This is a genomic window from Donghicola sp. XS_ASV15, assembly GCF_041224595.1.
GTDB lineage: Bacteria > Pseudomonadota > Alphaproteobacteria > Rhodobacterales > Rhodobacteraceae > Donghicola.
Map to the genome: position 1 here is coordinate 16,437 of NZ_JBGFGN010000116.1, position 20,669 is coordinate 37,105.

A 20,669-nucleotide genomic window follows, 5' to 3' on the forward strand; every position below is an offset into this window, starting at 1 on the left:
TCGGAACCGCGAAAGAGCGGAAAATCGCCTTTGATCGCCTGCCTGTTCTGGCCAGCCACCTTAGGTTGATGGCGCAGAGGCTTTTGTCTGATATCCCGCAAACCGTGAGACAGATCGACTCTCCTTCGCAGCCAGAGAGGCACAGCATGTTCGCTGCGCAAGACGCGCGTGTGGATCGCTTTGTTGCACGGCATTTTTCGGTCTGGGGCAGCTTGCGGTTGCACCGGTCGGCGGTGGGTTTGGATCTGTTGCGCGCGCCGGCAAACGCCTTGCTCTCGCCGGTTCTGCTGATCGTACGTCTGCTGTCTTGGGCACTGGCAAAGATCGGTTTGCGCCGTGCAGCGCGTTGGTTGGCCAGCCGGCGGCTTCTGTTGCGGACCACGGTGGCGGCGCGGGTCGAAACGCTGATCCTGTCCGAGCTTTTGGAGATCCCGATGCCTGCCAGTCGGCGACCACTGGAACGGGCCGATCTGCAACAGGCGATCCTTGGCGCGCCGCATCTTCGCTCTGCGATCCGTCACAAGGGGCCCGCCTTGGCGGACCGCCTTTTGGATGCCGTGACCGAGTACTCGGGGACGCGCTCTGCGATTGCAGAGTTTTCGACGGCTCTTGTCACGCTCGGGATCGGTGCGCTTGTGTTCCAAACCCTGACCCCCGGCGTAATTTCCATGGCGCCTGGCGTGGCAGCTCAGGTCGCGCGGGGCGATGCGATTGCGAATTTTCCGTTGGGTGCGACCTTGGGGGCAGGGTGGTACGGGGTGTTTTCGGTGGACCCCACCCCGCTGCAACTGGGTGTAACGGTCTGTGTGCTGATGGCACTCGGCGCACTGGTGACCAGTTTCGCAGGTGTGTTTGCGGACCCGGTCCAAAGCCGGCTCGGGATCCATCACAGGCGCCTGCGACGTTTGGTCGAAACATTCGAGGCAGAGATCGGCGGCCAGCAGGAAAAACGCTTTGTCGCCAGAGAGCATTTTCTAGCCCGTGTTTTCGATATTTGGGATGCTGCCATGTCCCTGCTCAAGATGCTGCGGGGGTAATGTGCCTGGGTGACAGGTCTGGCTGTCGCTAAACCGCAGCACCTTTGGCCCGGCATAGGCGTTCTTGATCACTGGTTTCTGTCCGAAGTGGCTCTTGGCAACAGAAAATTAGGACTAAAGATACAGGCTGCCTATGCTGCAAACACAGGTCATCCGCTAAGAGAGTGCCTATACATTGGCCTTGTAGCACCAGCCCGCGCCATAGCCGCACAGAACCGGAGTCCGAAATGAATCGACGTAGCCTTCTTCAATCCGTGGCGGCGGTGCTTGGGGTTTCGGCGGTCGGCGGGGCCACAGCGGCCGCAGTGCGCACCGGCAAAAACCGCTATTACGATGGGCCGGTTTCCGATCATTTTGACGGGGTCAGGTTCTTTAACCCCGATGGAAGCCCGCCCAAAGGGTTTCGCGATCTGTTGAAGTGGCGCATGGGCGAGGCTCCTGCCGACTGGCCAAGCGACGTGCCCATTGTCACGGTGCGTCCTGCCAGGCGGGTCGAGGATCTGACAATCACCATGGTCGGACACGCGACCATGCTGATCCAGATGCAGGGTTTGAACATCCTAACCGATCCGGTTTGGTCCGAGCGGGCATCGCCAGTGTCTTTTGCGGGGCCCAAACGGGTGACAGTCCCCGGAATTCCGTTCGAGGATTTGCCGCCCATTGACCTCGTTCTTCTGAGCCATTGCCACTACGATCATATGGATCTGGCCACGCTGACGCGCCTGAAGGCAGAGCATGACCCGCTGGTGATCACGCCCTTGGGCAACGACACGATTATCGCCGAGACGGGTTTGCGGACGGAAGTGTTGGATTGGGGGCAGTCCACCACATTCGGGCGACTCGGAGTGCATTGCACGCCCTGTCATCATTGGGGCGCACGCGGGGTTGGTGATCGTTCTATGGCGCTGTGGGGCACGTTCGTGCTGACCGGGACCGGCGGTGCGGTTGTCTTTATCGGTGATACGGGCTTTGACAGGGGGCGCCCGTATCGTGATTTGGATCGTCAATTCGGCCCGATCCGCGCGGCGCTGTTGCCGATCGGGGCCTATGATCCGCGCTGGTTTATGGCCGACCAGCACCAAAACCCCGAAGAGGCTGTCCAAGGGTTTCTGCTGTCCAAAGCGGCTTATGCAATCGGGCACCATTGGGGCACGATCCAGTTGACCAACGAGGGGCGGAACGATCCCAAATTCGCGCTGGAAGCGGCGTTGATCCAGCATGAGCTTCGCGCGGACCGGTTTCGGGCGCTAGAGGCCGGAGAGTTCTGGGAGATTCCCCCAGTGTGACCGCCTTGGGGCGCGTTAAATTCAAAAGGGGGAGCTCAGATTGACCCGAACTGCCCCCTCTTTTCGCTTTGGAGAATGGTTAATGCGGCTTGGCGAGTTCCGCCAATTCGGCCTCGACGGCGGGATCAATCTCTAGGTTGTCATCCACGCGCTCGCCCGTGGCCGGATCGAGATAGGCATCCATATCGATCTTGCCTTCGGTTTTGGCCACGATTGTGGTCACGACCGCGTCGCCAGAGATATTGACGGCGGTGCGGATCATATCCATCAGGCGATCAACGCCTAGGATCAGGGCGATCCCTTCGAGGGGCAGGCCCACTTGGCTGAGCACCATAGTCAGCATCACAAGGCCAACACCGGGCACGCCCGCGGTACCGATAGAGGCCAGAACAGCCATAGCAATGACGGTCAAATAGCCACCGACCCCCAGATCAATGCCATAGACATTGGCCAAGAACACGGTTGCGACACCCTGCATGATCGCGGTGCCGTCCATATTGATCGTCGCGCCAAAAGGCACGGTGAACGAGGCCACAGAGTTGTTCACACCCATCCGTTCGGTCACGCAGCGCAGGGTGACAGGGATGGTGGCGTTGGACGATGCGGTCGAGAAGGCAAAGATCTGCGCGGGGCGGATCTTCTTCAGGAAGATGATTGGGCTCAGACCCGAGAAGAGTTTGAGATACAGCATCAGCGTGCCGAACAGGTGCAGCAGCAGCGCGGCCACCAGCACCAGCACATAGGTCAGCACGGGGATGAACAGCCCGATGCCTTGCTCTGTGAATGTCTTGCAGATCAGGCAGAAGACCCCGATCGGGGCAAAGGCCATCACGATCTGAACGACCTTCATCATCAGTTCGTTCATATATTCGCAGGCTTCGACAAAGGGTTTTGACCGCTCTCCCAGCATCAGCGCAGCCACGCCGAGGATGATGGTGTAAAAGATGATTTGCAGCATCTCGCCGCCCGCAAACGCGGCCACCGGATTGCGCGGCACGATCGCGGCAAAGGTTTCCCAGACCGAAGGGGCGTCGCGTGCGGTCACGCCAGAGGTGTCGACCCCCTCCATCACAAAACCATTTCCGGGACCGACAACCAGCGCCATGACGATCGCGACGGCAATCGCCGTCGCCGTTGTCAGTAGGTACAGGCCAAAGGATTTGCCGCCTACGCGTCCCAGAATGCGAATATCCCCGATGCCCGCGACCCCGCAGATCAAAGAGAAGAACACCAGCGGCACCACCAGCATCGACAGGGCGTTCACGAACATCCGCCCGATCATCCCCAAGAAGCCGCTGACGAAATGCGTGTTGATCGCCTGAATCTGGAGCGCGTTCAGGATCACCCCGAGAACAAAGCCGGCCCCCATGCCAATCAGGACTTTTGTGGTCAGGGACATCCCCTTGATCCCTGTAGCTGTCTGACTCATCGGAAACTCCCGCGCTGTGAAAACATCTGCCATGCGGCCTATTCATTGAAGGACGCGCGGGACGTGAATGCAAAGCGGACGGGGGGCATGGGGCGCACTTTTTGGCGCAACTACGGGTTTGCGGTGCAATTATATGGCGAGATTCAGGGGGATTGTCGCAGTATGATGATTTTTGAGTGTGTGTTTGCAGCGTGCGCTGATGCACACGGACTCTCTGCCTGATCCTATGTCACGGTGTCTGGGGCGCTGCGTTGCCAGTGGCCTGAAACTCTTTGGTCAAGGTCGCGACAAGCTCTGCTGCGGGCATGAAACGTGCCTGCCCTGCGCCCGCTCCGGCCCACTGCGCCCCAAAGCCGAATTCGCCTTTGGCTTTGGCGGCTGCGTGTAGGGATTTGGCCGCATCATAGGCCATCGGGTAGGCAGGCACTGTCGCATTTTGGTCTTGGGCCCATGTGGTGAAGCGGTTGACCAGACATCGCGCCGGACGTCCTGACAGCGCTTTGGTCATGATGGTGCCGCGCTCTGCCGCTTGGGTCAGAGCGCGCCGATATCCGGTGTCTGCTGCGCTCTCAGGACAGCCGACAAACGCTGTGCCAAGCTGCGCCGCCACGGCCCCCCAGTCCAATGCTTTGCGAATGTCCGCACCGTTCATCAGCCCACCCGCCGCAATCACAGGGCACCGGAGGTTGGCCACAAGCAAGCGCGTCAATGCCTCGGTCCCAAGGCGCTCATCTGGCTGGGACGGGTCGAACAGTCCCCTGTGTCCTCCGGCTTCGTAGCCTTGTGCGACGATTGCGTCGATGCCAGCGCGTTCCGCCCTCTGCGCTTCGGTCAGGCTTGTGGCGGTTGCAAACAGGATCGATCCGGCCTCTTTCAACGCTTTGATCCTGCTCTCATCCGGCAGTCCGAAATGAAAGCTGATGACCGCAGGCGCGTGGTCCAGCAACACCCGCAGCATCGCATCGTCTGTCGCAAAGCTTTGGTAGATGATCTGCAAATCTGATGGCGGTTGCGCTTCGAACTGGTGAAATGCGGCGGACATGGCTGCGCACCATCTCTGCGCGATGAGAGGGTCCGGCTCTGGGTTTTTGTGAACGAATAGGTTTACGTTAAAGGCCGCGGTTGTCAGATCCCGTAGGGCCGCGATCATCTGGCTGGCCCCGTTTGCATCGGTAGCGCCGACACCGATGGACCCAAGCGCCCCTGCATTGCTGACAGCCGCCGCCAACTGGGGCGTCGCAACACCCGCCATCGGGGCCTGTATCAAAGGCAGGGACAGCCCCAAATCCGAAAGAAAGGTCATCCTGTATGCTCCCATTGCGCCGGTGCCGCTGCGGTTCACGGCAGATTTGATCATCTGAGGGGCGCGATCAAGAGCAGGGAAAGGTCGCGCTGGGAGTGATCAGTGATGAATTCTTAATCACATGAGGTAAGGTTGTGCGAAAAATCCGTTGAGAAGATCGTGGTTAGGGTGGCGCAGCTTGCATGTCGGCGGCCCGCGGCTATCTTCATGCGTTAACGCAATTTCAGAGGTTCAATTTTGAAGCACACGTTTGGCGGCTTTGTCGAAAACTATGTTCGTCCATTGGTCCAGCGGCCCGACGCTTTGCAAGTTGCGGCGTTGTGCTACCGGATCGAAAAGGGCGAAAAGCAGGTCCTGCTGATCACCAGTCGCGGGACGGGCCGATGGGTCATTCCCAAGGGGTGGACCATGCGTGGTTTGGACGCTGCGAGCGCCGCAGTCGTCGAGGCGTGGGAAGAGGCCGGTGTGCGCCCCGTCGCAACGCCCGATGCGCCAATCGGGGAATTTCTCTATCGTAAAATCAAAGGCAGCGGGTTGCCGGTCCGCGTGAACGTGTTGGTCTATGCGGTCGAAGTGGAAACGCTAGAGGATGAATTTCCCGAAGCAGGTCAAAGACGACGTCGATGGGTCAGCCCCCGAGAGGCCGAAAAGATGGTGGCAGAGCCGGGGCTTCAGGCGATCTTTAGGGATTTCTGACGGGATGCCGCATTGTAACAAAAAAGTTGTAAAACTGTTACATTTGGAATAGCGCCCCTCCCGTAGTCAGGAGGACCTATGTCGAACGACAATTTTGCTCCCAGCCACCTAGAGACACTCGATCGGGACCTTGGGCGCTTGTCCACGCTGGAACAAGCCACGGCCTATGTCAGTCGGCCGATGATCGGTCTAGGGGTCGGTCTGCTGTTTGTGGTGTTCGCCGCGCTTGTGGCGGCAGTGATCTTTGGCCATGCAAGCAACACGCTGGTTGTCGTGATTGCCGCAGCTTTTGGCGCATATATGGCCTTGAACATCGGGGCAAACGACGTCGCAAACAACATGGGTCCGGCGGTCGGAGCGAATGCGTTGACCATGGGCGGCGCAATTGCCATCGCAGTGGTGTTCGAGAGCGCTGGCGCCTTGATCGCGGGTGGGGACGTGGTCTCGACCATTGCGAAAGGGATCATCGCCCCCGAAAGCATGGGCGCCTCCGGTGCCTTTGTCACCGCGATGATGGCGGCTTTGCTGGCCTCTGCGCTTTGGGTGAACCTTGCGACGTGGATCGGTGCACCGGTTTCGACCACCCACTCTGTTGTGGGCGGCGTCATGGGGGCAGGGATCGCGGCCGCTGGTTTTGCCGCTGTAAGCTGGGGCAAAATGGGCGCAATCGCAGCCAGCTGGGTGATCTCTCCGTTGCTGGGGGGGATGATCGCGGCGGGCTTCTTGTGGTTCATCAAGTCGAACATCGTCTACAAAGAAGACAAGATCGCGGCCGCGCGCCGCTGGGTGCCGGTGCTCGTGGGCATTATGGGCGGAGCGTTTGCCACATATCTGTCGGTCAAAGGCGTGAAAAAGATCGTAAAGATCGAGATGACAGATGCGCTTATGATCGGTTTGGCGGCGGGTCTGGTGATCTGGCTGGTCATGATCCCCGTTGTTAAACGCCAATCCGAAGGTCTGGAGAACCGCAATAAATCCCTGAAAGTCCTGTTCGGCATTCCGTTGATCGTGTCCGCGGCGCTCTTGAGTTTTGCTCATGGTGCGAATGACGTGGCGAATGCGGTCGGCCCGCTGGCGGCCATCGTCCAAGCGTCAACCACTGGTGATTTTACCCATGCCTTTGGCATTCCGATGTGGGTCATGATCATCGGGGCACTGGGGATTTCGTTCGGTCTGTTCCTGTTCGGCCCCAAGTTGATCCGCATGGTGGGCAACCAGATTACCAAGCTGAATCCGATGCGCGCCTACTGCGTGGCTCTGTCAGCGGCCATCACGGTGATCGTCGCCAGTTGGCTTGGCCTGCCGGTCAGCTCGACCCACATTGCGGTGGGCGGGGTGTTTGGCGTTGGCTTTTTCCGCGAGTGGGATGCCGCGCGCCGTATGCGTGCTGCCAGAGCGACCATTCCCAAAGGTCACGAGCTTGCACCCGAAGAGCGTGTCCGTCGCAAATTGGTGCGTCGTTCCCATTTCATGACAATCATTGCCGCGTGGCTGATCACTGTGCCTGCGGCGGCTCTGCTGTCGGCGGGGATTTTCATCGTGATCAACGGCGTGATGGGAACGTCGTAAACCCATGCAATGGGGGGTGCGGCCCGTCCTGTCACCCCACAGCGCAGAGCGTATAGTCGGGCGATCCCTCCCAGATCAGATCCCAAGAGGCGCCGGGCCGCACATTCTGGATCGCTCTGGGTTCAAAACACACCAGGCAATTGCCGCCCGGTGCCGGGGCGCGGACTGACGGGTAGATCAACCCCCGAGAGCCGTTGCGGCGCAAATCCTGAGCGAGACGCTGTCCCTCGGGGTAGCCGACCTCTGGGACGTCATGCAGGGCGGGGTGGTCCGGCTCGTCGGTCAGGTCGTCGAACACTCCGATAAAGTCGGCCAGAAGTTCCACATAACGCGCGGTGTCTTCGTAACAGCCGGTAAAGCCAAGCTCGCGGGTTCTGTGAAAGGCAACTTCGCTGACGGAAACCATCACATCCCAAGCGCAATACCATGCGCCCCGATCATCGGAATTGAAGCGGTTGCCGCCCTTGCGCGTGTAGGTAAAAGCAGCATTGACGTGGCTCTCCCCGTAGATGCGCAGATCACGGCTGCGGCGGTGCCACGCCAATTCGCGTGGGTCCAGATGGGGATTTCTGCCACGCTCTGCCTGCAACCGTCCACTGGTCAAACCTTCGATTTCAGAGAGCAGATCCATCTCTTCGTCGCTGTCGACCAGTCCGCGCAGGGCAGGGGGCTTGTGATAGGTCGCAGGCAACAGACGCGAGAGACCGCGATCGGAAATCTCTGTTTGTTTCATGCACCACCGCGCAGCGCGTCCAGATAGGTCCGGATCGATAGGATTTGGGGCAGCCCGCCCTCTATCGCGCTGTCGAGCGGGCGCAGCCCTGCAAACAGAGGGCCTGTGTTGGGGCGTGTGAACCAGCTTTTGGCCAAAGGGTCGGAGAAGTAGAGTTCAAGAGCCTTGTAAATGCCAATCACTGCACTGAGCCGAAGTAGCTGATCCTTGGTCAACTCGCCTGCAAAGTCGGGTTTCTTGGCGCGCTTCCAAGTGCTTTCGGACATATCGGCAAGGCTCGCCGCCTCTCGGACGCTCAGGCCCCACGCTTCGGCGATGCGCGCATAAGCCTTTAGGGCGACGGTGGTCAGGTCTGATGGCTCTCGGGTTTTCGCGGCGACTTGCATCTCGGCACTCCTCTGACCTCAATATGGGTCATATGGACTGAAATGCAAGACCATATGAGCGGATGGAGTCAGGCAGAGATAAAAAACGGGCCCCAAATGGCGCCCGCTCTTGGATTTCATAAAAGCACAGCAGCGCGTCAGGCCGTTGCAGCGGCCAACCCTTGGTCCAGATCCGCGATGATGTCCTTGAAATCTTCGATGCCGATCGAAATTCGGACCACATTGGGGGCGGCCCCGGCCTTGATCTGTTGCTCCTCTTCGAGCTGGCGATGGGTGGTGGACGCAGGATGGATGATCAGGCTGCGTGTATCCCCCAAGTTGGCCACGTGGCTAAAGAGTTTCAGGCTCTCGACCAGCTTCACGCAGGCATCGTAGCCGCCTTTGACCGCGACGGTGAACAGCGCGCCGGCCCCCTTGGGAACGATCCGTTGTGCGCGGTCATAGGAAGGAGAGCTTGGCAACCCGGCATAGGTCACTGCCTCGACCCGCGGGTCAGACTCGAGCCACTCTGCGACAGCTTTGGCGTTCTGGATGTGGCGTTCCATGCGCAGGCACAGGGTTTCGATCCCCATGAGTGTGTAGTGCGCCCCCTGCGGGTTCATGGTCATCCCCAGATCGCGGAGCCCGACAGCAATCGAATGGAAGGTAAACGCCATCGGCCCAAGAGCGCCGTGGAAGTTCAAACCGTGATAGGCCGGTTCAGGCGCAGACAGGGACGGAAATTTGTCCGATGCCGACCAGTCGAACTTGCCCGAGTCCACGACGACACCGCCGGTGACCGTGCCATTGCCCGTCATATATTTCGTGGCCGAATGCACGACCAACGTGGCCCCATGTTCGATGGGGCGGCACAGGTAGGGGGTGGCCGTTGTGTTGTCTACGATCAACGGAAGCCCTGCGTCGTCAGCGATCTTGGCCATGGCGTCCAGATCCGTGACATAGCCGCCGGGGTTCGCGATGGTTTCGCAGAAGATGGCGCGGGTGTTCTCGTCGATCGCCGCTTTGACCGCGTCCAGATCGTCGGTGTCCACAAAATTTGCTGACCAGCCAAACCGGCGAATTGTCTGGCTGAACTGGGTGATTGTGCCGCCATACAGACGCGAGGACGCCACCACATTGCATCCCGGACCCATCAGCGGGAACAGGGCCATGATCTGCGCTGCGTGCCCCGAAGAACAGCAAACCGCACCGGCCCCTCCTTCGAGTGCAGCGACGCGCGCGGCCAGAGCATTCACCGTGGGGTTGGTGAGGCGCGAATAGATGTACCCAACCTCTTCGAGGTTAAACAAACGCGCCGCGTGTTCTGCGTCTTTGAACACGTAGGACGTTGACTGATAGATCGGCACCTGACGCGCGCCGGTGGCGGGATCAGGCTCGTATCCGGCATGTACGGCCAGCGTGGATAGGCCCAGTGTTTCTTCGGACATTTGAGAACTCCTCCTCTACTAGAAACGAGCGTAGACGAGCGGATTGCATCTTCGCAATCGCAATTCGCATAGAACGATGTCAGGGGCGGCACAGCGCCGAAGTGAGGCAGAGATATGCGTAAATGATGCTTGCGCATTGGCGTGTTTTTGGCCGCGCGTCCCCCGACACCACGTGCTAATCAAGTTTACCTTTTCTCGGATTTGCAGATACTCGTGCCAGAGCCTTCGAAAAAGACTGGCATTTGTAATGTTCGACCCAATGGACCTGATAACCCTAGAGGCCAACGCTGGCCGGATCGAGGGGATCTTCAGTGCCCGCCCTGACATCGGGCGGTTGTGGCGTGTCCAGTCCGCTTTGGTCGAGGCGGCCCGGACGGTCGCCATGGAAGATATCCAGATCCACGAGGGGGACTTGGTCCTGCGTCTGGCGGAAAATCAGGCCACCTCTGCCGAGACTGCACGCGGTGTCGATGCCGCCAGAGACACCCTTGCCGTACTGCGCGCGCCGGGGTCTTTGCTGGATGATCCCGAACGCGCGGTGGCGCGGGCCTGTCGGGCATCGGTGCAAATCAAAGATGTTTCTTACGGCGACGCGCCCCTGACGCTTGGGTCCGACGACATCCAGTCCATAAGGGCAGCCGTCAAAGAAAGCCCGACGCCCTTCTTGGCCGCCCTAAAGGCGACGATCCGGTTTCGTCAGTTGACCGAAAGCTGGAGCCCGACGTCTGATCGGTTGATCTTTGTGACGGCAGAGCATTCGGTGCGCCAGACGGAAACCCGCCCGTGGGGCGAGGCGGAGCAGGACAATCCCTTTGGTTTTGGTCTCTTGAGTGGGATGCGCGCGCGGTGGACATACTTGCCCGCGACCGCACTCAGCCAAGGGCGCTTTCGCAGTTGGTCGCCCATGCAACCTGTGGGTGTTCGGGAATTGATAGGTGGTTTGCTGGCAGAGCAAGCCCGAACGTTGGGCGCGATCCCGCAATTGGATCGGTGGGTGTCGCGCGCGACGGAATATGCTGCGGGCAAGCATGGGAAATCCCGCCTGAAGGACGTGGTCACCCTGAGCACGCACTGTCCTGTTCTGACGGTGAGCATGATCCGGGATGGGCTCGGGCTCAAGCAGCGGGCGGCGTATAATCTGGTGGACGAGGCCGAAGAGGCGGGCATCCTGAGCCGGATCACAGCGCGCAAGACCTATCGGGTATGGGCGGTTCCCTTTCTGGCCGACCGGATCAAAAGCCGTCCGATGCCCGGTGCCCGCATGTCAGCCGCACGGCTTGCAGAACAGGGGCAGAGCGGGACCGAGAGCGATCTGAGCGTCCGTCCTGGAATGCGCTACGATACCGATGCTGCAGCCGCTCGCGAAGAGAGCGTTCTGGCCGAATTGGACAGAGCGCTTGCCCGCGCTGATGAGGTCCTGAGCGCTCGGAAACTCTGATCACTATACGCCCCTGTCGACGGGGCGGTCGTCGACCAAGCATCTGTGGTCTGACCTCGTGCGCGCACCGAGTAGGTCGAGAAGTTCACCCCGCTCGGCGATTTGTCGTCAGTGCGCGTGTGCCTCTTCGCCGATTGCCATCATCAGGTGATGTTCGCGGTGATGATCTTGGCTTGCCATCAGTCCGAAAAAGCCAAGCCCTTTGATGCGCGCGGCCACTTGGGGATCGCTGCTCGTGACTTTGAGTTCGACGCCGTCACCGTGATCTGTCGCCTCGACCTGCCAGCGGTCGTCCATCGCGAGTTGGGCCGCGTGTGCCGGAACCATGCGGCGCAAAGAGCCAAGCGTCTCGGTGTCTCCGGTTGCGAAGGCAGAAAGGCCCTCTGGCAACCGGGTCGTTTCGACCTGCGCATACGAAACCAGACGATCCATATCGACCAGATGCGCCCGAAGACCGTCTAGATCGACCTGCGTCCAGTCGGTCTCTGGATCGGCTTCCAAGACACGGACAACTTCGGACAGCGCAGCAAACGCACCTTGGCCCGGTTCGGTCAGCACGGCAGTCGCATCGGCGGGTGCAGGCGTTTCCATGCTGTGATCCATCCCGTGCTTATGGCCAGAATGGTCTGTTTGGGCCGCAGCGATTGCCCCAACACTGATAAGCGCCGAAGCGATCAGGAATACCTTCATGTCACGTGTCCGTTTTCTACATCAATGAAACAGAGGCTACCAGACACATGGTCGGTCGGACACAATATTGATCATACCGAATGTGCCGCAGATTTCTGGCGGGGCGCAGACGCGATCACCAACTGTGCGGATGGCTTTGGCAAGGTAGATCGGTTCGGGAGAAACATGCCCCGATCGTCTGCACGACCGAGGCGTCTGTCCCGAACCGACCTGCTGTCAGCACATACGGTCAATCAGACCAATCACGAAATGCCCCGCGATTTCACGTAGCTTCCGGGGGCGGCGCCCAAACCCAGCTTCTCGGGTTCGCGCGCAGGCACCAACTCGCCAGAGCGCGGTGCAAGCCAACTCTCCCAGAGTGGCCACCACGACCCTTCGTGGAATTTAGCAGAGCTGCGCCAGTCTGCGGCAGGAAGCGACAGATCAGCGTTGGTGTAATGGCCGTATTTCTTTTTGGATGGCGGATTCACAATGCCCGCAATATGTCCCGACTCGGACAGTACGAAGGTTTTGTCCGCTGATCCCATGGCCTGAACCCCGCGATAGCAGTCTTTCCATGCGGCGATATGGTCGTTCTCGGCTGTGATGGCCATCAGGGGGACTGTCACCTCGGCCAGTGATAGTTTGCGCCCCATCAATTCGAAATGCCCTTCGGAGAACTGGTTCGCGCGGCAGAGCCCGCGAAGGTACTGCATCGTCATCCGGCCGGGCAGGTTCGTGCTGTCCCCATTCCAGAACAGCAGATCAAACGCGGGTGGGGTCTCGCCCATCATGTAGGATTTGATGGCAGGTCCGTAGACCAGATCATTGGACCGCAAAAAGGACATCGTGCGCGACATGACCCGCGCGGGCAAAAGTCCGGTTCGGTCAACCTCGACCCCGATCCCTTCGACGAAATCTTCTTGGAGGAAGGGCGTGAACTCTCCTTGATCCGAGAAATCCGTCAGGGCGGTGAACAATGTTGCCGCGTTCACCGAGGTATCGCCGATCTGGTGCAGATAGGACAGCGTCAGTGATAGGGTCGTGCCTGCGATACAGTAGCCGACGACATTCACCTGATCCTGTTCACAAATCGATTTGGCGGTCTCGATCGCGGGCAGGTAGCCATCGGTGATGTAATCTTCGAGACCGGCATCCTTGAGCGACGCATCCGGATTGACCCAAGACGCGACGAACACGGTGTACCCTTGGTCGACCAGCCAGCGGATCATGCTGTTCTGGGGCTTCATATCCAGAATGTAGAACTTGTTGATCCAAGGAGGGAAGATCACGATCGGTCGGGCGTGAACGTCCTCGGTCGAAGGTGCGTACTGGATAAGCTCCATCATCTTGGTGCGCAAAACGACCTGACCCGGAGAGGTCGCGATGTTCTCCCCAACCGCAAAGGCGCTGTCATCGACCAGTTTGACCAAGAGTTCGCCATCATTGGCCTCGAGGTCGTTCACCAGGTTCTCAAGACCATCGAGCAAGCTCTCGCCCTCGGTCTCCATGGCGCGTCGCAACACCGCCGGATTGGTGTTGTAGAAGTTGCTTGGCGCCATCATGTTCGCCATCTGGTCGGTAAAAAACCGCAGCCGGCGCTTGTCGGTTTCATCCATCGTATCAAGATCTGCGACCACCTGTTGCATCGCGCCAGAGGTCACTTTGTACTGGCGGCGCAGATAGTCGAACCACGGATTAGCTTCCCACCCCTCATCGGCGAAGCGCTTGTCCTTTTCGGTTCCGGGCCCCTCGGTCGAGTGCTGGATTGCGCCAAGCCAAGCATTAAAGGAGTTCTCCCAAAATCCGGCGGCCTGTTCTGCTGTTCGGGTCGGATTGGTCAGAACCTGTTCCCACCAAGCGGCGGCGGTCTTGGCATACAAATCCGGACCGGGCGCTTCGATGCCGGGGTTTGGCGCCTTGCGCCGCGACAAAGCTGTCATCATCCGCTGCGTCAGGTTTAACAACCGCTCTGCGGCTTCGCGCTGACTGGCCGTCAGATCTCTGATCTCTTCTGTTGTATCGCTCATCGCCCCCTCCCAAGGACCAATTCCTAGACCTTCAAATCCCGCCAACCCATCACCTTTGACCTGCGCGCGCAGCGGACCCGATGGGGTGCTTTCGCGTGATCACAGGCATTTTGCCTGCTGCCAAAGATGCTCGGATTGTCTGGTGTCATGTGCCCCACGCCGCACGGCAATTCAGGGCACATCAGATAATCGATTCAAATAAGCCATTACGACTGTAACATTTTATCGCCCACTCTCCAGAGGAGAAATACGTGCCGCGCCAAAGGCCGTTTGATTGCACGCGATACGAAAAGCGCGGCCCATGTCCTGCAAATCCCAAGGCAGGGTGTTCGCCATAGGGTCAACATGCTAGAGGTCTACTCGTCTCATAGGAGAAAGGCGCCGTTGCGACGGCGAGTCGTTATGGATCAACTGACACAAGCAGGCGCTGCGCTCGTTTCTGACCTAAGCCAGCGCTACGGGCTCTCCGAAGCTTCGGTCCGCGCGATGACCGACGCGGTCGTGCGCGGTGGGGGCTCGCAGGCGCAATTCTCGATCCCCGAATTGGGGGGCATGGGCCAGTGGTCCCGGGGCGGCATGACCATGGTTGGGGATATGTTCAACACCGGTTTGCAGGCCACGGTGGCAAACCTGTGCGGCGAAATTTCCAACGCGTATTGGCAAGAGCCTCTGTTCAAGCAGCCCCCTTCGGCGGGCAATTGGCAGGCTCAGGGCAACGGGGCATCGCTGACTTGGTCAGGCGGGACGTGGTGGCCTGCAGAGCTGGGACAGCCTGCGTCGTCGGGCAGTCAAAATACGCTAAGCTACGCGATCTTTCCCCAAAGCCGTCGGTTGGCCGTCAATCTAGAGGGACGTGTCACGGTGTACGACACCTTGGAACATAACATCAGTGGCATCAGCCAACAGCAATCGGGTGACGCAAGCTGGACCTTCACCAGTCAATACGGAACGGTGCGCTTGGCCGAACTGCCGGTCGTCTCGCCGCAAGCGGATCACCAGGCGCAACCAGAGGTGCCAACAACCGAGGCTGAGCCAGACGCACCGGTCGCTGCGCCGATCCCCGAGCCTGCGGCGACAGCCTCTCTTCCACCCGCATCCGAAGGCCCCTCGATGGAGAGTGACGCGATCTTTTCTGCTCTAGAAAAGCTGGGGCAACTCAAAGAGATGGGCGTTCTGACGGACGAGGAGTTTACGGCGAAAAAGACGGAATTGCTCGCGCGGCTCTAGGCGCGCCGTTACATTCCGAACTGTGTTGCGGCCGCTTTCAAAGCGGTCATCAGTAGATCAGTGCTTTGGCCGCCAGTCGTGCGCTCTGGCAGCATCAGGCTAATGGCGCGGTCGGCGTCGGGTACGGCAAGGGGAATAACCTTGACCTCTTCCCGGTGCACCGCCTGACGGCGGGCGAACAGATCGGGCAGGACCGCCACACCCGCACCCGTCGCGGCCATGAGCAGGATCGAGTCCAGACTGGTCCCTTCGTAATCGTTCGAGACGATCCCGCCGTTCTGCCCCGCAATCCAGTAGACGATCCGCGCCAACCGGTGGCCCGTATCCAATGTCAGCAAGCGTTGGCCGTTCAGATGGTCCGATGTGATCTGCGCCATTCCAGCCAAGGGGTGGTCATGGGACACAGCGGCCCACAGCCGCTCTGTGAACAGAAAATGTTGCTGAGTGTTCGGGTGGTCTTCGGGGGTCGAGATAATGGCATCAAAGCGCCCGTTCCGGATCCCTTCATCTAAGCCCAACGTATTCTCTTCGCGCACGGCGACGCGCAGGTCAGGTTGGCTCTGGTGCAGGCTGCGCACGACCTGAGGCAGCAAATATGGCCCGATCGAGGGCAGAACCCCCAGACGCAGACGCCCGCCAAAGGGCAGGTTGCTGGTCATAGCGGCATTAAGCGCCTCGACTTCCGACAGAATGCGCCGTGCCCGCGAAACGAATTCCAAGCCTTGGGACGTCGTCGTCACACCGCTGCGGCCCCGTTCGAACAGGCGGACGCCAAGCTCGGCTTCGACCGTGGCAATTTGGTTCGAGAGGCTGGGTTGGCTGACGTGCAGCACATCAGCGGCCAACCCGAAATTCCCGAGCTGGTGAACCGTGACCACGTATTCCATCTGACGCAGGGTAGGGCGCATATCATAGCCTCAAGCTATAAAAATGAAGACCAGATTGTATTTATGCTATCGCAGAATTTCCGGCAAGAGGCGGCAGCCCTCAGATCAGGAGACCGCATATGCCGCTTATTCTCGACAGCCTGGTTGGCAACCTTATGGTGCCGACAATTATGTTCTTTGCCCTTGGATTGCTGGCCGCAGTCGTCCGCAGTGACCTGTCCATCCCCGAAGGCGCGGCGAAGTTCATGTCGCTTTATCTGCTGCTCGCCATCGGATTCAAAGGCGGTCACAGTCTGGCGCAGCACGGACTGCGCGCTGATCTGTTTCTGGCAATCGGGGCGGGGCTGATCCTGTCGTTCCTGATCCCGTTTATCGCGTTTATGCTGCTGCGGGTGATGACGCGGCTAGATGCCATGAACGCAGCGGCGGTGGCAGGGCACTACGGGTCAATCTCGATCGTGACCTTTGTTGCGGCCTCAAGCCTCTTGGACCTGACGGGGATTGCCGCAGACGGTTACATGGTGGCGGTCGCCGCCGCGATGGAGGTTCCGGCGATCCTGTCAGCTCTGTGGATTGCCGCGCGTTTTGGCCGGTCCCAAGGGGACACGAAGTGCGTGCCCATGCGCGAGTTGTTCGCGAACGGCTCTATCGTCTTGCTGAGCGGTGCTTTTGTGATCGGAGCGGTGACACAGGACAAAGGTATGCAGATGATCGCGCCCTTTGTTGTCACACCTTTCACGGGGATTCTGTGTCTGTTCCTGCTGGATATGGGGCTGTCGGCGGGGCGTAGTCTGCTCAAGAACAAGCACATGCTCAGCACGGGCCTCTTTGCCTTTGGACTGGTGATGCCAGTGGTCGGGGCGTCGCTTGCATGGGGCCTTGGGTCGGTGATCGGTCTGCAAACGGGCAGCTTGTTTCTGCTGATGGTTCTGGCGGCGTCGGCGTCCTATATCGCGGTCCCTGCGGCGATGAAGATCGCGCTGCCGCAAGCCGAGGCGGGCGTTTATCTGACCTTGTCGCTTGGCGTGACTTTCCCCTTCAACATCACGTTGGGGCTGCCGCTGTACCTGTGGCTCGCGGGGCTTGGGGGCTGATCAAATCGCCGCAGGACTTGCCAATCGCATGTCGGGGCACAGCTTCAGTCCAAAGGACATCCCTAAGCCCAAGGAAACGCTGTGCCGACCCCTGCTGCACCTAACGAAACGCTGACAGTCTACTTCGATGGCTCCTGCCCGCTCTGCACCGCCGAGATCAATCACTACAAGCGGCAAGAGGGGGCGGATTGCCTGAACTTTGTCGACGTGTCCCAAGAGGGCACGCACCCGGGTCCGGACCTAAGCCCGCGTGATGCCATGCGCCGTTTCCACGTGCGGCGGGCCGATGGAGGGCTGGTGTCAGGGGCAAGGGGCTTTGTCGCGATCTGGCAGGTTCTGCCCCGCTGGCGGTGGGCGGCGCGGATCGGCAGTTTGCCCGGTGTCCCCACGGTGATGGAGGTTGCCTATCGCCTGTTTCTGCCAGTGCGGCCATTGCTGTCACAGATCGCAACGCGTCTTGGGGCGCGTCCTGCGAATGAGTGCGCGTGCCGACGCTAAAGGGAGCAGCGTCGGGCAGGGGATAAACCCGTTAGTCCGGCCTACAAAAATATCCACTGAAAAAGAATACTTTAATGTGATCGGACGCCCACATCTTTTCCTCGGTTGCCGCCGTATAAGAAGCACGAACCTTGGAGGAGACATTCGATGAAAACCCTAATTGCAGCAACCGCCTTCGCCCTGACATGTGCAAGCGCTGCCTTTGCCGCGTCCCATTCGGAAACCGGAAACCCGATGGTTGGCGGCGCGCCGATGTTCATGGACAAGAACATCGTCGAGAACGCTGTGAATTCCGCAGATCACACCACCCTCGTTGCCGCCGTTCAAGCTGCCGGTCTGGTGGACACCCTGCAAAGCGAAGGCCCCTTTACCGTCTTTGCCCCTGTAAACAGTGCGTTTGACGCGCTGCCCGCGGGCACGGTGGAGACCCTGCTGAAGCCTGAAAACAAAGACATGCTGGTGAAAATTCTGACGGCTCACGTGGTCGCTGGAAACTGGAGCGCCGAGGACATCACCTCTGCGGTGAAGATGTCGTCGGATGGCTTTTACCACTTCAACGCGGTCTCGGGCGATGCACTGTCCGCGCAGCTGACGCCCTCGGGGCGCGTGTTCATCTATGATGAAAGCGGTAACGCCGCAGAAGTCACGACCGCCGATGTCCGTCAGTCGAACGGCGTGATCCATGTGATCGACAAGGTTCTGCTGCCGAAATAAGGCGTAAATCCAATCAACAAAGGCCGTGGCAGATTGCTCTGCCGCGGCCTTTTTATTGCACGCTACGAATGGCAGGCATCTTTGCTATGAACCTCAATCGTAGCGCAGCGCCTTCGCTTCGCCGCGTAAAGCAGCGCGGCATCACCCTTGTTGTTTTGGCAGCCCCTGAGCGTTCGGGGGCAGATCCGCATATCCCGTCACCATCGGCTTGATCAGGTTTTCGCCCTTGCGCCGCTTGTAGTAGGCGACCGCGCCGATATGAATGAGAACCATCACCAACAAAAGCGTCGACAGCGGTTCATGCAAGGCCAGAGCCTGCCGTGCAACGTCTGATGAAACGTACTGCGACAAAGGTCCGGCATTGATGTAATCTTCGGGATCAGCGAGCAGGCCCGACGCAATCTGCATCAGCAAAACCAGCAGGACGCCAACCACAAACAGGGCTCCGACCGGGTTGTGTCCATATCGGTGAGACGGCTTGGCCGACGGCAAGGAACTGGCGTATTTCAGGACCGCAGAAGGCCCCCGCACAAAGCTACGGAAGCGCGCCGTGTACGAGCCGACGAACCCCCATAGAATCCGCAGAACCACGATGCCCGCGACTGTATATCCAGCATAGAAGTGAAGCGTCATGATGTCCGGCCCGAACTTTCCCAAGCCCCACGCGGTCGCAAAGGCGATCACAAGGGCCCAATGCAAAATCCGGACAACGGGATCCCAAACATACGTCTTGTGCAAAGGCTCCGACATCACAACGCTCCTTATGGGCAGGCCAGCTTAGAAGCTCTTGGCGCGGTATTCATCGTGGCAGGCTTTGCATGTCCCGCCTAGCTTGCCAACGGCGGGGCGCAGAGCATCCAGACCATCGCCCGCGACTGCGTTCAGCTCCATCAAAGCGGCAGTGAAATCTTCGCCAGCGGCCTGAAAACCGGACATATCCTCCCAGATTGCGGGCAGTGCGCGGGTCTCGCCGGGAACGTCATCAGAGGATGTGCCGGGCGCGAACAGATCCGACATGGTGTATTTGGTCAGTGCGACCATGTCTGCGGCAGCGGCCGAGGCAGCCTCGGCGTCGTAGTCCATCTTGCCCTGCGCCATCGCGCCGACCGTCCCCATTTCGTAGCCGATCAAGGTGAAAAACGCGCGGCGGGCTTTGGCTGTGTCCGTGGCCGATTGGGCCAGAGCAGACGTGGCGAGAGCGCCGATCGTCACTGTGGTCAATAGAAGCTTGTACATGGCATATATCCGTAGGTTGTCCAAAAATCTCTTGGAAATTCTCAGAGGCTGCAAAAGGGACCGGCGACCAAAAACAACCAGTCGCCTCGTCCAATATTTTCAGCTTAGGGGCAGTCTGTAACAAGAGATAGTCACAGCCCATCCCATTTCCGTGAGTATGCCGCGAAACCGCGTGCCATCGCGGGATCGGGCGTCTCGCGTCAGAATTGGCACATGATGCTGCCTGTTATCCCGTCATTCCAATCTCAGCGCGATCTTCCTCTGTCTTCAACGAAAAGTCGGTTCCAAGCCAGCGATCCGCTTTGGGGGTGGTCAGGTAGGCAATCGCCTTGGCCACCCAGTCCGGCGATATATGGCTCTCCCAAGCGAGCTTGCTGACCGGATTGATTCCGGACGCGCGGATATGTTCCTGCATTTCTGTTGCGACCGTGCCCGGGCTCAGGCCAAAAACCCTGACCCCCATCTTGTGTGCTTCTTTGTGGGCGACGCCGGTCAGGCGCTGCACAGCGGCCTTGGAGGCGCAATAGTGGGACCATCCCTCGAGGAATGAATTCGCAGCGCCCGACGAAATGTTCACGATGGTGCCGGCGTTCTCTTGTTCGCGCATGACGTTGATTGCAGCGTGAAGACCGTAGAAGACGCCTTTGACATTCACGTCGATCACGTTGCTCCACGCTGTCAGATCACTGTCCACAATGCGCGCAATGGGGTCGATGCGGCCGGCATTGTTGACCATCAGATCCAGCCGCCCTGTTGTCCGGGTCGCGGAGTGGACCAGCTGCTCTACCGCTTGGGCATCGGTCACGTCGGTCGCAGCGGCCTCTGCTTTGCCGCCGTCCTGCATAATCTCGTCCGCGATTTGCTGAATCGCGTCCGGTGACCGTGCCGCCAGAAAAACATGGGCGCCGAGTGACGCAAGATGACGGGCGGTTGCCGCGCCGATGCCGCGAGAGGCGCCTGTGATAATAGCTGTTTGGCCCGAAAGATCAGGTGAATGTGTCATGAAAGTC

At 59.6% G+C, this 20,669-nt stretch carries 20 protein-coding genes; 9 read left to right on the forward strand and 11 right to left on the reverse strand.

The features are described from left to right. Positions 1–146: 146 nt before the first annotated feature. Both AB9K37_RS05830 and AB9K37_RS05835 read left to right on the forward strand, forming a co-directional pair. Complete coding sequence (locus AB9K37_RS05830) at positions 147–1,037, forward strand: DUF6635 family protein (protein ID WP_369835992.1); 891 nt, start codon at positions 147–149, stop codon at positions 1,035–1,037. 227 nt (positions 1,038–1,264) lie between these two features. Continuing rightward, positions 1,265–2,323 carry an MBL fold metallo-hydrolase gene (locus AB9K37_RS05835; RefSeq protein ID WP_369835993.1) on the forward strand — a complete coding sequence of 353 codons (1,059 nt, stop codon included), beginning with the start codon at positions 1,265–1,267 and terminating at the stop codon, positions 2,321–2,323. Positions 2,324–2,402: 79 nt separating this feature from the next. Here AB9K37_RS05835 and AB9K37_RS05840 read toward each other — a convergent pair whose 3' ends face one another. Together AB9K37_RS05840 and AB9K37_RS05845 are read right to left on the reverse strand one after the other, a co-directional pair. Further along, positions 2,403–3,752: a dicarboxylate/amino acid:cation symporter gene (locus AB9K37_RS05840; RefSeq protein ID WP_369835994.1), complete on the reverse strand. Its 1,350-nt coding sequence runs from the start codon at positions 3,750–3,752 to the stop codon at positions 2,403–2,405. Positions 3,753–3,981: 229 nt separating this feature from the next. After that, on the reverse strand, positions 3,982–5,055 hold the full coding sequence (locus AB9K37_RS05845) for an NAD(P)H-dependent flavin oxidoreductase (RefSeq protein ID WP_369835995.1): 1,074 nt from the start codon (positions 5,053–5,055) through the stop codon (positions 3,982–3,984). Positions 5,056–5,292: 237 nt separating this feature from the next. On the opposite strand from AB9K37_RS05845, the gene AB9K37_RS05850 reads away from it, so the two are divergent. Together AB9K37_RS05850 and AB9K37_RS05855 are read left to right on the forward strand one after the other, a co-directional pair. Beyond that, the gene (locus AB9K37_RS05850) at positions 5,293–5,751 is read left to right on the forward strand and encodes an NUDIX hydrolase (RefSeq protein WP_369835996.1); all 459 of its coding nucleotides are present in this window, start codon (positions 5,293–5,295) and stop codon (positions 5,749–5,751) included. A gap of 78 nt (positions 5,752–5,829) precedes the next feature. Beyond that, positions 5,830–7,320, forward strand: coding sequence for an inorganic phosphate transporter (locus AB9K37_RS05855; RefSeq protein WP_369835997.1), 1,491 nt, complete (start codon positions 5,830–5,832; stop codon positions 7,318–7,320). 31 nt (positions 7,321–7,351) lie between these two features. Here the strand turns inward: AB9K37_RS05855 and AB9K37_RS05860 are convergent, their stop codons facing one another. From AB9K37_RS05860 to AB9K37_RS05870, 3 genes are all read right to left on the reverse strand, one after another. After that, complete coding sequence (locus AB9K37_RS05860) at positions 7,352–8,053, reverse strand: RES family NAD+ phosphorylase (RefSeq protein WP_369835998.1); 702 nt, start codon at positions 8,051–8,053, stop codon at positions 7,352–7,354. Further along, on the reverse strand, positions 8,050–8,439 hold the full coding sequence (locus AB9K37_RS05865; protein WP_369835999.1) for an antitoxin Xre-like helix-turn-helix domain-containing protein: 390 nt from the start codon (positions 8,437–8,439) through the stop codon (positions 8,050–8,052). Before AB9K37_RS05865 ends, AB9K37_RS05860 begins: the two co-directional genes overlap by 4 nt. A 137-nt stretch (positions 8,440–8,576) precedes the next feature. Beyond that, entirely contained in the window at positions 8,577–9,866 is a 1,290-nt protein-coding gene (locus tag AB9K37_RS05870; protein ID WP_369836000.1) for an O-acetylhomoserine aminocarboxypropyltransferase/cysteine synthase family protein, read from the reverse strand. 259 nt (positions 9,867–10,125) lie between these two features. Between AB9K37_RS05870 and AB9K37_RS05875 the strand changes: the two genes are divergently transcribed. Further along, entirely contained in the window at positions 10,126–11,304 is a 1,179-nt protein-coding gene (locus AB9K37_RS05875) for a hypothetical protein (RefSeq protein ID WP_369836001.1), read from the forward strand. Positions 11,305–11,412: 108 nt separating this feature from the next. Here AB9K37_RS05875 and AB9K37_RS05880 read toward each other — a convergent pair whose 3' ends face one another. Together AB9K37_RS05880 and AB9K37_RS05885 are read right to left on the reverse strand one after the other, a co-directional pair. Continuing rightward, on the reverse strand, positions 11,413–11,994 hold the full coding sequence (locus AB9K37_RS05880) for a hypothetical protein (protein WP_369836002.1): 582 nt from the start codon (positions 11,992–11,994) through the stop codon (positions 11,413–11,415). 242 nt (positions 11,995–12,236) lie between these two features. Next, a complete protein-coding gene (locus AB9K37_RS05885; RefSeq protein WP_369836003.1) occupies positions 12,237–14,003 on the reverse strand; it encodes a PHA/PHB synthase family protein in 1,767 nt (588 codons plus the stop codon). Positions 14,004–14,405: 402 nt separating this feature from the next. Between AB9K37_RS05885 and AB9K37_RS05890 the strand changes: the two genes are divergently transcribed. Beyond that, positions 14,406–15,230 (forward strand): SHOCT domain-containing protein, encoded by an 825-nt coding sequence (locus tag AB9K37_RS05890; RefSeq protein ID WP_369836004.1) that lies wholly within the window; start codon positions 14,406–14,408, stop codon positions 15,228–15,230. A gap of 8 nt (positions 15,231–15,238) precedes the next feature. Here AB9K37_RS05890 and AB9K37_RS05895 read toward each other — a convergent pair whose 3' ends face one another. Further along, positions 15,239–16,138: a LysR family transcriptional regulator gene (locus tag AB9K37_RS05895; protein ID WP_369836005.1), complete on the reverse strand. Its 900-nt coding sequence runs from the start codon at positions 16,136–16,138 to the stop codon at positions 15,239–15,241. A 98-nt stretch (positions 16,139–16,236) separates the two neighbouring features. Between AB9K37_RS05895 and AB9K37_RS05900 the strand changes: the two genes are divergently transcribed. The 3 genes from AB9K37_RS05900 (at position 16,237) to AB9K37_RS05910 (ending at position 18,423) form a co-directional block, all read left to right on the forward strand. After that, positions 16,237–17,211, forward strand: coding sequence for a sodium-dependent bicarbonate transport family permease (locus AB9K37_RS05900; protein WP_369836006.1), 975 nt, complete (start codon positions 16,237–16,239; stop codon positions 17,209–17,211). 81 nt (positions 17,212–17,292) lie between these two features. Beyond that, a complete protein-coding gene (locus AB9K37_RS05905) occupies positions 17,293–17,709 on the forward strand; it encodes a thiol-disulfide oxidoreductase DCC family protein (RefSeq protein WP_369836007.1) in 417 nt (138 codons plus the stop codon). Between the two features lie 147 nt (positions 17,710–17,856). Further along, positions 17,857–18,423, forward strand: coding sequence for a fasciclin domain-containing protein (locus AB9K37_RS05910; RefSeq protein ID WP_369836008.1), 567 nt, complete (start codon positions 17,857–17,859; stop codon positions 18,421–18,423). A 141-nt stretch (positions 18,424–18,564) separates the two neighbouring features. Here the strand turns inward: AB9K37_RS05910 and AB9K37_RS05915 are convergent, their stop codons facing one another. From AB9K37_RS05915 to AB9K37_RS05925, 3 genes are all read right to left on the reverse strand, one after another. After that, the gene (locus AB9K37_RS05915; protein WP_369836009.1) at positions 18,565–19,173 is read right to left on the reverse strand and encodes a cytochrome b/b6 domain-containing protein; all 609 of its coding nucleotides are present in this window, start codon (positions 19,171–19,173) and stop codon (positions 18,565–18,567) included. 27 nt (positions 19,174–19,200) lie between these two features. Next, positions 19,201–19,659, reverse strand: a complete 459-nt coding sequence (locus tag AB9K37_RS05920) for a cytochrome c (protein WP_369836010.1) — start codon at positions 19,657–19,659, stop codon at positions 19,201–19,203. Positions 19,660–19,885: 226 nt separating this feature from the next. Continuing rightward, a complete protein-coding gene (locus AB9K37_RS05925) occupies positions 19,886–20,662 on the reverse strand; it encodes an SDR family oxidoreductase (protein WP_369836011.1) in 777 nt (258 codons plus the stop codon). Positions 20,663–20,669: the final 7 nt, after the last annotated feature.